This window comes from Streptomyces sp. NPDC040410 (assembly GCF_055595715.1).
Genome location: NZ_JBVIVK010000005.1, coordinates 162,537 through 175,846 on the forward strand (window position 1 = coordinate 162,537; position 13,310 = coordinate 175,846).

General features: G+C 72.6%; 12 protein-coding genes. 5 read left to right on the forward strand and 7 right to left on the reverse strand.

Annotated elements, in window-relative coordinates; all coding sequences use genetic code 11:
- Positions 1-139 precede the first annotated feature (139 nt).
- From dnaG to ACZ562_RS13035, 4 genes are all read right to left on the reverse strand, one after another.
- On the reverse strand, positions 140-2,041 hold the full coding sequence (gene dnaG, locus ACZ562_RS13020; RefSeq protein WP_471177288.1) for a DNA primase: 1,902 nt from the start codon (positions 2,039-2,041) through the stop codon (positions 140-142).
- Positions 2,042-2,162: 121 nt separating this feature from the next.
- Complete coding sequence (locus tag ACZ562_RS13025; RefSeq protein WP_471177291.1) at positions 2,163-3,428, reverse strand: NAD(P)/FAD-dependent oxidoreductase; 1,266 nt, start codon at positions 3,426-3,428, stop codon at positions 2,163-2,165.
- Between the two features lie 104 nt (positions 3,429-3,532).
- A complete protein-coding gene (locus ACZ562_RS13030; RefSeq protein WP_471177294.1) occupies positions 3,533-4,834 on the reverse strand; it encodes a deoxyguanosinetriphosphate triphosphohydrolase in 1,302 nt (433 codons plus the stop codon).
- 194 nt (positions 4,835-5,028) lie between these two features.
- The gene (locus tag ACZ562_RS13035; RefSeq protein WP_471177297.1) at positions 5,029-5,931 is read right to left on the reverse strand and encodes a sirohydrochlorin chelatase; all 903 of its coding nucleotides are present in this window, start codon (positions 5,929-5,931) and stop codon (positions 5,029-5,031) included.
- Positions 5,932-6,167: 236 nt separating this feature from the next.
- On the opposite strand from ACZ562_RS13035, the gene ACZ562_RS13040 reads away from it, so the two are divergent.
- Together ACZ562_RS13040 and ACZ562_RS13045 are read left to right on the forward strand one after the other, a co-directional pair.
- On the forward strand, positions 6,168-6,854 hold the full coding sequence (locus ACZ562_RS13040; protein WP_471177299.1) for a SanA/YdcF family protein: 687 nt from the start codon (positions 6,168-6,170) through the stop codon (positions 6,852-6,854).
- 124 nt (positions 6,855-6,978) lie between these two features.
- A complete protein-coding gene (locus ACZ562_RS13045; RefSeq protein ID WP_471177303.1) occupies positions 6,979-9,132 on the forward strand; it encodes a molybdopterin oxidoreductase family protein in 2,154 nt (717 codons plus the stop codon).
- 92 nt (positions 9,133-9,224) lie between these two features.
- Here ACZ562_RS13045 and ACZ562_RS13050 read toward each other — a convergent pair whose 3' ends face one another.
- Positions 9,225-9,635 (reverse strand): gamma-glutamylcyclotransferase family protein, encoded by a 411-nt coding sequence (locus ACZ562_RS13050; protein ID WP_471177306.1) that lies wholly within the window; start codon positions 9,633-9,635, stop codon positions 9,225-9,227.
- 125 nt (positions 9,636-9,760) lie between these two features.
- Here ACZ562_RS13050 and ACZ562_RS13055 point away from each other — a divergent pair, with 125 nt between their 5' ends.
- Positions 9,761-11,404, forward strand: coding sequence for a M4 family metallopeptidase (locus ACZ562_RS13055; RefSeq protein WP_471177309.1), 1,644 nt, complete (start codon positions 9,761-9,763; stop codon positions 11,402-11,404).
- Positions 11,405-11,465: 61 nt separating this feature from the next.
- Here ACZ562_RS13055 and ACZ562_RS13060 read toward each other — a convergent pair whose 3' ends face one another.
- The gene (locus ACZ562_RS13060) at positions 11,466-11,618 is read right to left on the reverse strand and encodes a hypothetical protein (RefSeq protein WP_471177312.1); all 153 of its coding nucleotides are present in this window, start codon (positions 11,616-11,618) and stop codon (positions 11,466-11,468) included.
- A gap of 180 nt (positions 11,619-11,798) precedes the next feature.
- Between ACZ562_RS13060 and ACZ562_RS13065 the strand changes: the two genes are divergently transcribed.
- Together ACZ562_RS13065 and ACZ562_RS13070 are read left to right on the forward strand one after the other, a co-directional pair.
- Complete coding sequence (locus tag ACZ562_RS13065; RefSeq protein ID WP_471177314.1) at positions 11,799-12,320, forward strand: hypothetical protein; 522 nt, start codon at positions 11,799-11,801, stop codon at positions 12,318-12,320.
- 109 nt (positions 12,321-12,429) lie between these two features.
- Positions 12,430-13,059 (forward strand): class F sortase, encoded by a 630-nt coding sequence (locus ACZ562_RS13070; protein WP_471177316.1) that lies wholly within the window; start codon positions 12,430-12,432, stop codon positions 13,057-13,059.
- Here the strand turns inward: ACZ562_RS13070 and ACZ562_RS13075 are convergent.
- Positions 12,977-13,228 (reverse strand): phosphotransferase-like protein, encoded by a 252-nt coding sequence (locus ACZ562_RS13075; RefSeq protein ID WP_471177319.1) that lies wholly within the window; start codon positions 13,226-13,228, stop codon positions 12,977-12,979. The genes ACZ562_RS13070 and ACZ562_RS13075 overlap by 83 nt on opposite strands.
- Positions 13,229-13,310 lie beyond the last annotated feature (82 nt).

The window sequence follows — 13,310 nt, forward strand, 5'->3', positions numbered from 1 at the left end:
GGGTGCCCGTGGGGGGCCTGATCTGGGACGTTCCGCCGGTGTCCGCTTTCTTGTACGAGACGCGGGGTGCCGGTCCCGTGCACGGACACAGGTGCGTGCCGGTTCTGCGGGAGGCTCCAAGACCTCGCGCCCCAGGGGCCTACAGCGCGGCCGCGCCCTGCACCCGCAGCGCCTGGTCGTACTGCTGGAGGACCCACAACTCGTTCTGTACGGCGGCCAGTTGGGCGGGATCGCCTTGGGTGCCCAGGCGGGCCAGGGTGCTCTGGACGTCGCGGACGCGGCGTTCGACGGCACGGCGGCGGACTGTGACGAGCTGGTCGCCCGCGTAGTTCTCGTCCACCGTCTTGCGCATGATCGCCTCGACGGCCAGTTCCGTCACCATCGCGCGGACCGCGTCGTCCGGCGCCGCCTCGCGGACGCGGACCAGGTACTCCTGCGGGTCCTGCGTGCCGTACTCCGCGCCGCCCGCGTCCAGGACGGCCTGCCGTACGGCCGCGTAGGGGGGCGCGGTGAACTCGTCGACGCCGTACGCGTCGAACGCCGGGGAGACCAACTCCGGGCGCTGGAGCGCGAGTTTGAGCAGCTCGCGCTCGGTGGCGTAGACGGGGTTGCGGAGGTTGAGGGCCGGGCCGGCCGCGGTGGGCCTGGGCGCGGCGTACTGCGGGGGCTGGTGCTGGGCCGGCCCTGCCGGTCCCTTGCCGCCTCGGTCGCGGGCCCAGCGGGCCAGCTGGGCGACCCGCTTGACCACGAACTGCGTGTCGAGGATGCCGAGCATGCCGGCGAGTTGCACGGCGACCTCGTGTTGCGCGCCGCTGTTCTTGATGCGGGCGACGACCGGGGCCGCCTCGTCGAGGGCGGCGGCGCGGCCCGCGGGGGTGTCCAGGTCGTAGCGCCCGACGATCTGGCGCAGGGCGAACTCGAAGAGGGGCGTACGTGGTTCGACCAGGTCCGCGACTGCCTCGTCACCCTTGGCGAGACGCAGTTCGCAGGGGTCCATGTTGTCCGGCGCGATCGCGATGTACGTCTCGGCGGCGAATTTCTGGTCGTCCTCGAAGGCGCGCAGGGCCGCCTTCTGGCCGGCCGCGTCACCGTCGAAGGTGAAGATGACCCGGGCGCTGCCGTTGTCCATCAGCAGTCGGCGGAGGATCTTGATGTGGTCGCCGCCGAAGGCCGTGCCACAGGTCGCGATCGCGGTGGGGACGCCGGCGAGGTGGCAGGCCATGACATCGGTGTAGCCCTCGACGACGACCGCGCGGCTGGACTTGGCGATCTCCTTCTTCGCCAGGTCGATGCCGTAGAGGACCTGGGACTTCTTGTAGATCGCGGTCTCGGGGGTGTTGAGGTACTTCGGGCCGTTGTCCGCCTCGTACAGCTTGCGGGCGCCGAAGCCGACGACCTCGCCGCCGATGTCGCGGATCGGCCACATCAGACGGCCGCGGAAACGGTCGATGGGGCCGCGGCGGCCCTCCTGGGAGAGGCCGGAGAGGAGGAGCTCCTTGTCGGTGAAGCCCTTGCCGCGGAGGTAGCGGGTGAGGTGGTCCCAGCCCTGGGGGCTGTAGCCGACGGAGAAGTGCTCCGCGGCGGCCTGGTCGAAGCCGCGCTCGGCGAGGAACTTGCGGCCGGTGTCGGCCTCCGGGCCGGCGGCGAGCTGTTCCACGTACCACTCGGCGGCGATCTTGTGGGCCTCGACCAGGCGGATGCGTTCGCCGCGCTGGTGGGCGGGGTTGTAGCCGCCCTCCTCGTAGCGCAGGGTGATGCCGGCCTGGGCGGCGAGGCGCTCGACCGCCTCCGAGAAGGAGAGGTGGTCGACCTTCATCACGAACGTGATGGTGTCGCCGCCCTCCTGGCAGCCGAAGCAGTGGAAGAGCCCCTTGCTCGGGCTGACCTGGAAGGACGGCGACTTCTCGTCGTGGAACGGGCACAGGCCCTTGAGGTTGCCGCCGCCCGCGCCGCGCAGCTGGAGGTACTCGGACACCACGGCGTCGATCGGGACCGCGTCCCGTACCGCCTTCACGTCCTCGTCGTTGATCCGTCCTGCCACGAGGTGATTCTACGGGGCGGAACTGACACCCCTGGGCGAGCTGACCGACCCGCGGCCGGGGGTCCGGGGGTCGTCCCCCCCGGGAATCGCAGCACGCGGGCGTAGTGACAGCGGTGATCGGTCAGGACGCCAGGCCGTCCAGCGGAACGTGTGGGTCCGCGAGCGCCTCCGTGTTCACCCGAGCCTTGGTCCGGATCAGCTGCTGGATGGGCTCTGTGACGTCCCACACGTTCACGTTCATCCCGGCGAGCACCCGGCGCTCCTTCACCCAGAACGCGATGAACTCCCGCTTACCCGTGTCCCCCCGGATCACCACTTGGTCGTACGCCCCCGCGGGCGCCCAGCCGGAGTACTCCATCCCGAGGTCGTACTGGTCGGTGAAGAAATAGGGCAGGCGGTCGTACGTCACGTCCTGGCCGAGCATCGCGCGCGCCGCCGCCGGGCCGCCGTTCAGCGCGTTGGCCCAGTGCTCGACGCGCAGCCGCGTGTCGAACAGGGCGTGCGGGAAGGAGACGACGTCGCCGGCCGCGTAGATGTCGGGGTCGGAGGTGCGCAGCCGCTCGTCGACGACGATGCCGCCGCCGTGTGCGCGGTCGGCGATCTCCAGGCCCGCCGCCTCCGCCAGGCCGGTGCGCGGGGCCGCGCCGATGGCCGCGAGGACGGCGTGGGCGGGGTGTTCCTCGCCGTCGTCCGTTCGGGCGGCGAGCACCATGCCGTCCTGGCCGGTGATCTCGGTGAGCGTCGCGCCGAAGTGGAAGCGGACGCCGTGCTCCCGGTGCAGGTCGGTGAAGAGCTGGCCGAGCTCGGGGCCGAGGACCGAGTGCAGCGGAGTCTGTCCCCGATGGACCACGGTGACCTCTGCGCCGTACTCCCGGGCCGCCGCCGCGACCTCCAGGCCGATCCAGCCGGCGCCCGCGATCACGAGGTGGCCGTTGTCCCGGCCGAGGGCGGTCAGGACGCCCTTGAGGCGTTCGGCATGGGCGAGGCGGCGCAGATGGTGGACACCAGCCAGGTCCGTGCCCGGGATGTCCAGGCGTCGTGGCTCGGCGCCGGTCGCGAGGAGCAGCTTGTCGTAGTGCACGAGCGTGCCGTCCTCGCCGAAGCGGACCGTCTTCGCCGTGCGGTCGACGGCGTCGACCGTCTGGCCGAGGTGCAGCTCGATGTCGTTACGGGCGTACCAGGCGGGCTCGTGTACGAAGACGCTGTCGCGTTCCTCCTTGCCGAGCAGATAGCCCTTGGAGAGGGGAGGGCGCTCGTACGGGTGGTCGCGTTCGTCGCAGATCAGTATCACGCGGCCGGTGAAGCCCTCCGCTCGGAGCGTCTCGGCCGCCTTCGCGCCGGCGAGGCCGCCTCCGACGATGACGAATGTCTGATCTGCGTCGACCACTTGATGCCTCCTCGTAAGGGTGCCGCCACATGCGAGCGTCCCGCACGGAGTGTGATGGGGGAAGAGGGAGTGGCCCGATCAGGCCACGGAGGGTCACGTTCGTGTCACATGCGTCCCGTCAGTCTCGCGTGCAGGGAGCGGGCAGAGGCGTCGGTGAGGGAGGCGATCTGGTCGACGATCACCCGCTTACGGGCGCGGTCGTCCGCCGCCTGGTCGAACAGGGCACGGAACTGTGGGTCCAGGCCCTCCGGGGCGCGGGCGGTGAGCGCCTCCGCCAGTTCGGCGACCACGATGCGCTGGTCGGCGCGCAGCCGCTCCTGTTCGGCGCGCTGCATGACGTACCGGTCGGCGACCGCCTTGAGGACGGCGCACTCCAGCCGGGTCTCGCGCGGTACGACGAGTTCGGCGCCGTATCTCGTGAGGCGGCCGCCGCCGTACGCCGCGCGTGTGGCGCCCTCGGCGGCGAGGCAGAAGCGGCCGATGAGCTGGCTGGTGGCGTCCTTGAGGCGGGCCTGGGCGGCGGCCGATCCGTCGTAGCCGTGGGGCCACCACTCCTGGTCCTGGAGGCGGTCGAGGGCCTCGGCGAGTTCGGCGGGGTCGGTGTCCGCGGGCACGTACCGGCCGACGGCCACGGCGAAGACCGACCGGCGTTCCGGCTCGGCGTGCAGGCAGTCGGGGTCGATGTGGCCGGCGTGCAGGCCGTCCTCGACGTCGTGCACCGAGTAGGCCACGTCGTCGGACCAGTCCATGACCTGGGCCTCGAAGGTGGCGCGGGTGCCGGGGGCGTCCTTGCGGACCCAGTCGAAGACGGGGCGGTCGTCGTCGTAGACACCGAACTTCGGGGACTCGGGGTCGGTGGGGTGGGTGCCGCGGGGCCAGGGGTACTTGGTGGCGGCGTCGAGGGCGGCGCGGGTGAGGTTGAGGCCGACGGAGCCTTCGGCGGTGAACCGCTTGGGTTCGATGCGCGTGAGGAGTCTCAGCGACTGCGCGTTGCCCTCGAAGCCGCCGCAGTCCTCGGCGAACTCGTTGAGCGCCTGTTCGCCGTTGTGGCCGAAGGGCGGGTGGCCCAGATCGTGGGAGAGGCAGGCTGCTTCGACGAGGTCCGGGTCGCAGCCGAGGGCTGCGCCGAGCTCGCGGCCGACCTGGGCGCACTCCAGGGAGTGGGTGAGGCGGGTGCGGGGGCTGGCGTCCCAGGCGGTGGTGCTGCGCTCGCCGGGCGTGACGACCTGGGTCTTGCCGGCGAGTCTCCTGAGTGAGGCGGAGTGCAGTACGCGGGCGCGGTCGCGTTGGAAGGCGGTGCGGCCGGGGCGTTTGTCGGGTTCCGCGGCCCAGCGGGCGACTGACGTCGGGTCGTAGCCGGGGGGTGGGATGTGGTTCTCGTGCGGGTGCTGTGCGGTGCCTTCCATGTCTCGACAGTAAGCGGCGGCAGTGACAGTCGGGGGCTGCGGGCGCGCCTACGCGTCTGCCGGGTTCTGTTCGTCTTGCGAGTGCGGGTTCGTTGTGGCTTGTCGCGCGGTTCCCCGCGCCCCTGGGTCGGCTGCGGTTGTTGCTCGCTTCACAGGCGCGCGCCCCTTTTGGCCCGCTGCCGTCTGACTGGGTTTCAGGCCGAGGCCAGTGCGGGGGGCGTCAGGGTGGTCGGCGTTGCCAGAGCCTGGTCGTAGCGGTGGAGGACCAAGCGGGCCATGGCGGGGTGCGTGCCCAGGGGGGCCGAGGCGATCCAAGGGGCCGCTTCGGCGCACTCCGTGGCGAAGCGGCCGGGGGCGGTGAAGCAGGAGGCGACGGCGATGCGGTGGCGGCCCTGGGCGGCCAGGGCGCGCAGGGCGGCGGGGACGGTGGGCTCGGCGGTGGTGGCGTAGGCGGGGACCACCGGCACGCCGAGGCGTTCGGCGAGGAGCTGGGCGGTGCGGCCCGTGTCCACGGCGGAGTCGGGGTCGCGGGAGCCCGCGGCGGCGAGCACGATGCCGCTCACGCGGCGCGTGGCGTCGTCCGTGTGCGTGCGCCAGCCGGCCTCGGCCAGGCGCGCGTACAGGGTCTCCACGAGGAGCGGGTGCGGGCCCAGCGGGGCGGCCACCCGCGTGCGCAGCGGTGCGGCGGCGGCCATCTCGGGGATGTCCTGCTTGACGTGGTAGCCGCGGCTGAGCAGCAGCGGCACGAGTACGGCTTCCTCGCTGCCAAGGGCGGCGAGCGTGTCGGGCAGCAGGGGGTCGTTCAGCTCGATGTGGCCCAGGTGCACGGGCAGGCCGGGGCGCAGCTCGCGGACGCGGTCGAGGAGCGTACGAACGGTGCTGAGCGCGCGCGGGTCGCGGCTGCCGTGGGCGACGACGACGAGCGCGGGCGGGCCGGGGCGCCGTCTGCCGCTGAGCGAGACGAGGCTGAGCTGGCTGGCGAGCTGGCTGCTGATCCGGTTCATGAGGTGCGCCGTACTGTCGAGGTCGGCCCCCTGGGGCGGGACGCCGACGGGGAGGGTCGTGGACTCGTCGCGGGGAGGGTTCGACGCCGTCATGCACCGATGGTGGCGGGGGGAGGTTGCCGCCCCGTTGCACGGGAATGACGGGTGTTTTCCGGCGGTTCACGGTGGGGTTCAGGGGGTGTGTGAGGGCGCGTGACCTGGGAATACGCCTTCCTGAGTGAATCTGGTCACAGTGCGGGCGACGAACCTGCGGGCCTGACAGGACGTCTCTGACTGTCGAAGAGACCGTCGAAAAGACCGCCGAAAAGGCCGACCGGGGGGACCGTCCGATGCGCCGTCCGAGACTTCGCAGACCGCGTCTGCCGCGCACGCGTGCGGGATGGCGGCGGCTGGTGCAGGCCGTGACGGCCGGGTGTGTACTCGCACTGCTTCCGGCGACCTGGATGTGGGTGACGACGGCAGACCGGCTGCGTACGACGGCGGACGCGCCGCGTACCGAGGTGGCCGTCGTCTTCGGCGCCGGTCTGTGGGCGGGCGAGCCGTCGCCGTATCTGGCGCACCGGCTCGATGCGGCTGCGAAGCTCTACCGCGAGGGGCGCGTCGAGGTCGTCCTCGTCACCGGCGACAACAGCCGTGTGGACTACGACGAGCCGGACGCGATGCGCGCGTATCTGACGCGGCACGGCGTCCCCGACGGGCGGATCGTCAGCGACTACGCGGGCTTCGACACGTGGGACTCCTGCGTCCGCGCCAAGAAGATCTTCGGCGTCGACCGGGCGGTACTGATCAGCCAGGGCTTCCACATCCGGCGGGCGGTCGCGTTGTGTGAGGCGGCGGGCGTCGAGTCGTACGGCGTCGCAGTCGACGCCAAGCACGACGTGACCTGGTACTACGGGGGCGCCCGGGAGATCTTCGCGGCGGGCAAGGCGGCCCTGGACGCGGTGTTCGAGCCGGATCCCCGGTTCCTCGGGCCGAAGGAACCGGGGGTGAGCAGGGCGCTGGCGAGCGCCCGGTGAAGTGCGCGGGGCGCTGCTCAGGGAACCCGCCTCACGTCGGCCGGGCGGCGGCGGGGAGGTCGCCGTCCCGGCCGCGTAACAGGGCGCCGTGCCGCTCGTAACACGGCGGAAGCACCCTGGACGCATGCAGAACTCCGCGACGCCCACGCACTGCCCGTACTGCGCCCTGCAGTGCGGGATGAACCTGACGCCCGCACCGGACGGGACCGTCGAGGTGAGCGAGCGCGCGGACTTCCCGGTGAACCGGGGCGCGCTGTGCGGCAAGGGCCGTACGGCGCCGGCGGTGCTGGCGTCGAGCGTCCGCCTGACGTCCCCGTTGGTGCGCTCCGAGGGCACACTCGTGCCCGCCTCCTGGGACGAGGCACTGGACCGGATCGCCGAGGGGCTGTCCCGCACGCGCGCGGAGCACGGCCCGGACGCGTGCGGGGTCTTCGGCGGGGGCGGCCTGACCAACGAGAAGGCGTACACCCTCGGCAAGTTCGCGCGGGTGGTCCTCGGCACCTCGCAGATCGACTACAACGGGCGCTTCTGCATGTCGTCGGCGGCGGCCGCGGGCATGAAGGCGTTCGGCCTCGACCGCGGGCTGCCGTTCCCGCTGGAGGACATCCCGAAGACGGGCTGTGTGATCCTCGTCGGCTCGAACCTCGCCGAGACCATGCCGCCGGCGCTCCGCTTCTTCAGCGAACTGCGCGAGAACGGCGGCACGTTGATCGTCGTGGACCCGCGCCGCACGAAGACCGCCGAACAGGCCGACCTGCACCTCTCGCCCCGGCCGGGGACGGACCTGGCGCTGGCTCTGGGCCTGCTGCACCTGGTCGTGGCCGAGGGGCGCGTGGACGAGACATACGTCCAGGAGCGCACCGCCGGCTGGGAGGAAGCCCGGGCGGCGGCGATGGCGCACTGGCCGGAGTACGTGGAACGGATCACAGGGGTGTCGGTTCCGCAACTTCGCGAGGCCGTACGGCTGTTCTGCGAGCCGGAGGCCGCGATGGTGCTCACCGCCCGCGGGCCCGAGCAGCAGTCCAAGGGCACGGACACGGTCGGCGCGTGGATCAACCTGTGTCTGGCGACGGGCCGGGCGGGGCGCCCGCTGTCCGGGTACGGCTGTCTGACCGGGCAGGGCAACGGACAGGGCGGGCGCGAGCACGGCCAGAAGGCCGACCAGCTGCCCGGCTACCGCAAACTGACCGACCCGGCGGCACGGCGGCACGTGGCCGAGGTCTGGGGCGTGGACCCGGACAGTCTTCCCGGGCCGGGGCGCAGCGCGTACGAGCTGCTCGACGCGCTGGGCACGGACATCCGCTCACTGCTGCTGATGGGCTCCAACCCGGTGGTGTCGGCGCCGCGCGCCGCGCACATCGAGGAACGGCTGCGGTCGCTGGACTTCCTGGCGGTCGCCGACGTGGTGCTGTCCGAGACGGCGGCGCTCGCGGACGTCGTCCTGCCGGTCACCCAGTGGGCCGAGGAGACGGGGACCACGACCAGTCTGGAGGGGCGGGTGCTGCTGCGGCGGCGCGCCATCACCCCGCCGGCCGGGATCCGCAGCGACCTGGAAGTGCTGCACGAGCTGGCCGACCGCCTCGGTGTGGAGAAGGGCTTCCCGACGGACCCGGAGGAGGTCTTCGAGGAGCTGCGCCGGGCGAGCGCGGGCGGGCCCGCGGACTACTCCGGGATCACCTACCGCAGGCTGGCGGAGGAGAACGGGGTGTTCTGGCCGTGCCCGGCGGCGTCGGCCGACGGTGAGGACGCGGCACTGGACGGACCGGACGCGCTCGCGGACGACCCGGTGCAGGACGAGGACGCCGGCGGCGTCCACCCCGGCACGCCCCGTCTCTTCCTCGACCGGTTCGCCACCGAGGACGGCCGGGCCCGGTTCGTCGCCGTGTCGCACCGGGCGGCCGCCGAGGAGCCGGACGACGAGTACCCCGTGCTGCTGACGACCGGGCGGGTCGTGGCCCAGTACCAGTCCGGCGCGCAGACCCGGCGGGTCGACGAGCTGAACGCCGCCGCGCCCGGCCCGTTCGTGGAGCTGCACCCGCGTCTCGCGGAGCGGCTGGGGGCGTCGGAGGGCGATCCCGTGGCGGTGGTGTCCCGCCGGGGCCGGGCGGTGGCACCGGCCCGGATCACCAGCGGCATCCGTCCGGACACCGTCTTCATGCCCTTCCACTGGCCGGGCGAGGGCCGCGCCAACACGCTGACCAACCCTGCCCTCGACCCGACCTCCCGGATGCCGGAGTTCAAGGCGTGTGCGGTGCGGGTGGAGGCGGTGAAGGCGTAGCCGCGCGGGCCCGGTCGAGGCCCGTCGGCAGCCCGCGGCCGGCGGAGACGGCAGTGGCGCGGGTGAGCCTCGTCTGACGATGCCGGTGTGGCTCACCTGGCGAGCCAGTCCCCGCTCTCGATCAGCTTTCCGCGTGCCCGCAGTCGTGCGGCGACGGAGGGTGCGGCGAGGTACACCCAGGCGGGCACCGCCCTCCCGTCCGCCGCGCACGTCACCTCACGCAAGACACGTGCGTAGAGGCTGCGCGGGTCTTGGGGGGCGGACTCCTCGAGCAGGTCCAGGGCGAGCAGCAGCTCCCCGTACGCCTCCGGTACGGCGGTGACGAGCTCCCCGTACACCGTCCCGCCCGGCTCCTGCACGGCATACGGATAGCCGGGGCCGTCGTAGAGCACGGCGCCGCCGAGGCGTGCCGGTTCCTCGGAGCGGACGCGTCCGCGCAGGAACGCGTCGTGGTTGGGCTCGCCGGGGCGCAGGGTGCCGTAGACGAAGAACGGGAGTCTCACAGAAACGATTCTCTCCCCTCACACACCAGCACATTCACTCTATGGACATGACATGTCATGGCCCCTTAAATCTCAGGCATCAGCGCCGCCCCCACGCGCCCGAAGGCGCCTTGCCTAGGAGACCGATGAGTCGGACACGGCACATCCGAGGTTCCCGTCTCGCCGCGGCCGGTGCGGCCGCCACCACCGCCACCCTGCTGGCCGCCGCCCTCTCGCCCGCCGCCGAGGCCGCCGGCAGACCCACCCGGGACAGCGCGATCGAGAACGCCGCGGCGGTGCTCTCGGACCACGCCGCGAGCCTGGGCCTCACCTCCGCGCAGGACACGGCCGTCCGCGACGTCGTCGTCGACGAGGACGGCACCCAGCACATCCGCTACGACCGCACATACCGCGAACTCCCCGTCCTGGGCGGCGACTTCGTGCTCCATCTGGCCGCCGACGGCTCGTACCGCAGCGCGTCGCGCGCGACGAAGCGGTCCATGTCCCTGTCGAGCGTGACCCCCGAAGTGTCCGCGCCCAGGGCCGCCGACCTCGCGGTGAACGCGCTGCGCGCCGCCAACCCCGGCGAGACCCTGAAGAAGGTGACGGCCAAGCCGCGACTGGTCGTCGACGCTCTGCACGGCGCCCCGAAGCCGGCCTGGCGGACCGACGCCGTGGCCCAGGACTCGCTCGGCAACCCGGTCGCGCACACGGTGCTGACCGATGCCCGCACCGGTGCGCAGATCGACGCCTGGGACAGCATCGAGACCGCGACGGGCGACGGCAGGTCGCTCTACAACGGCACGGTCGCGCTGGAGACGACGCTGTCGGGGTCGACGTACCAGCTCAAGGACGCCACCCGCGGGAACACGTACACCGGCGACGCGGCGGACAAGACCGACCTCTGCATCCTCGGCATCTGCTTCAGCCGGGCACCGTCCACGGTGTTCACGGACGCCGACAACCACTGGGGCACGGGCACGACGTCCGACCGCGCGTCGGCCGCGGTGGACGCGCAGTACGGCACGAACAAGACCTGGGACTACTACAAGAACGTCCACGGGCGCAGCGGCATCGCGGGCGACGGCAAGGGCTCGTACAACCGCGTGCACTACGGCAGCGGCTACAACAACGCCTTCTGGGACGACGGCTGCTTCTGCATGACCTACGGCGACGGTGACGGGACGACGTTCGGGCCGCTGGTCTCCCTGGACGTGGCCGGCCACGAGATGTCCCACGGGGTCACCTCGAAGACGGCGGCGCTGACGTACTCCGGCGAGTCCGGCGGCCTCAACGAGGCGACCTCCGACGTCTTCGGCACGCTCGTGGAGTGGTACGCGAACAGCACGTCGGACCCGGGTGACTACCTGATCGGCGAGAAGATCGTCCGCTCCGGCTTCGGCCGGGACGCCCTGCGCTACATGGACAAGCCGTCCAAGGACGGCAACTCGGCGGACTGCTGGAGCAGTTCGGTGGGGAATCTGGACGTCCACTACTCGTCGGGGGTGGCGAACCACTTCGCGTACCTCCTGGCGGAGGGCAGCGGCGCGAAGAAGGTGGGCGGCGTCAGCTACAACTCGCCGACCTGCAACGGCTCGACGGTCTCGGGCATCGGACGGGACAAGCTCGGCGCGATCTGGTACCGGGCCCTGACGGTCTACATGACGTCGTCGACCAAGTACGCGGGCGCCCGGACGGCCACGCTGAACGCGGCGAAGGATCTGTACGGGGCCGGCGGCACGGAGTACGACGCGGTGGCGGCGGCCTGGAGCGCGGTCGGCGTGACCTGACGTTCGCGGGCGCGTGACGAGGCCGCCCCCGGCTCGCGGCCGAGGGCGGCCTCGCGCTGTCCTACGGGTCCCTGCCGGAGCGCGGCCCGTCGCGCAGGGCGATCCGGCGCGGGGCGCGGGCGGCGCGCCCGGTCACCCGTTCACCGGCGTCGCCGAACCCGATCGTGTTCTCCTCATCGGCACCCCCACGCGCGCGCTTGACCTGCCGGAACACGCCTCGGGCAGCCCTCGTGGGCGTCGCCGGGGACACCCGTTCACCGCATTTCTGACGCAACGTCAAGGAGCGGACTGGCCTCGGTGCCACTTACCTCGGAAGGGCAGGGGCGCGACCGACTCGGCGGCACATGGGGGTGCCGCGGGCCGTGCCCCGACCGAAGAGCTCGGAGGAGCACCGATGCGACGTACCGTCCGTCTGCTGACCGGCACCGCGCTCGCCGTCACCGCCGCGGGCCTCGCCGGTGCGCCCGCGTACGCCACTGGTACCGGCAGCCTGGAGCTGTTCCCCTCCTCCGTCGTACCGGGCGGGCAGGTCACGGCGAACACGGCGGCGTGCGGCGACGGCGGTACGGCCGCGGGCGACGCCAGCGCGGTGGGTGCCGGCTCCTTCACGCTGGCGCCCAGCGCGCACAAAGGCGACGCGATCGGGCAGTTCCGGGTGCCGCCGAGCGCGCAGCCGGGGACGTACGAGATCGTCGCGACGTGTGCCGAGGGCGGCAGGCGGGTGTCGGGCGACCTGGTGGTCACGCTGACGGCCGCCCGGGAGCAGGCGCGTCCCCGGGGAAGTGTGAAGACGGGGATCGGCGGCGCCCTTGGCCCCGATCCCGTGCAGACCGCGGCCGGTGTGGCGGCTCTCGCCGTCGCCGCCGCGGGCGGTACATGGCTCCTGCATCGCCGGGCGAGAGGCGACGGGATCTGACGGACACCCTCCGCTGTCCGTCCGCCGGTACCGCATGTCCCCTCCCCCTCCGGGTCCGACGCCCCTCGCGGCCCGGAGGGGGAGCTGGGCCGACGAGGAGGAGGCTCGCGTGCGCAGGTTCAGCAACGTCGTCATAACGGTCGTGACCGTGGTGGCCCTGTGCTGCGGCGCGTGGCTGCTGCGCAGCGGCGCCGAGACGCACGCACCACCGCAGCCCTCCGCGGCCCAGGCCGGCTCCGGGCAGGACGGCCGGCTGTCCGAGGCGCCCGCCGCGCCCGCGCTGCCGCCCTCCCCGCCCGACCGCATCCGAATCCCGGCGATCCGCGTGAACGCCCCCCTGATGGGCCTCGGCCTCACCCCCGCGGGCAGTCTCGACGTCCCGCCCGCCGCGAGGAAGAACCTGGCCGGCTGGTACGAGGCCGGCACCACTCCTGGCGAGACGGGCACCGCGATCGTGGCCGGCCACGTCGACAACACGGAGGGACCCGCCGTCTTCTACGACCTCGGCGCCCTGAAGAAGGGCAGCACCGTCGAGGTGGACCGCCGGGACGGCAGGGTCGCGCTGTTCACCGTGGACGCGGTCGAGATGTACGAGGCGAAGGACTTCCCCGACGAGAAGGTGTACGGCGCGGCGCACCGCCCGGAGCTGCGGGTGATCACATGCGGCGGCGGCTATTCACGCTCGACCGGGTACCAGGGGAACGTGGTCGTGTTCGCGCATCTGACGGGAAGCCGGTGAGTTCGCCCGGTCCCCGGGCGAGCTCCCGGCCCGCGGCGACCGGGGCCTCGCAGCGGACGCCGGCCCACAGCACGTCCGGGCCGGCCAGCGCCTTGCGCCACCGCTCCCCCGGGGTGGCGCGGGCCTGTTCCGGCGGATAGGCCCGGAACAGGGGCGGCTCCTCGTCCACGCCACCGGGAGATCGCCGGTCGTAGACGATGCTGCCTGCACGGAACCCCGCGGTGCGGCTTCCCGCGTCCCGCCCCTCCTCC

Coding starts and splice junctions, on each gene's coding strand:
- ACZ562_RS13045 (WP_471177303.1), top strand. CDS start 6,979: ATGCAGAACTCCGCGACGCCCACGCACTGCCCGTACTGCGCCCTGCAG.
- ACZ562_RS13035 (WP_471177297.1), bottom strand. CDS start 5,931: ATGACGGCGTCGAACCCTCCCCGCGACGAGTCCACGACCCTCCCCGTC.
- ACZ562_RS13030 (WP_471177294.1), bottom strand. CDS start 4,834: ATGGAAGGCACCGCACAGCACCCGCACGAGAACCACATCCCACCCCCC.
- ACZ562_RS13055 (WP_471177309.1), top strand. CDS start 9,761: ATGAGTCGGACACGGCACATCCGAGGTTCCCGTCTCGCCGCGGCCGGT.
- ACZ562_RS13040 (WP_471177299.1), top strand. CDS start 6,168: ATGCGCCGTCCGAGACTTCGCAGACCGCGTCTGCCGCGCACGCGTGCG.
- ACZ562_RS13065 (WP_471177314.1), top strand. CDS start 11,799: ATGCGACGTACCGTCCGTCTGCTGACCGGCACCGCGCTCGCCGTCACC.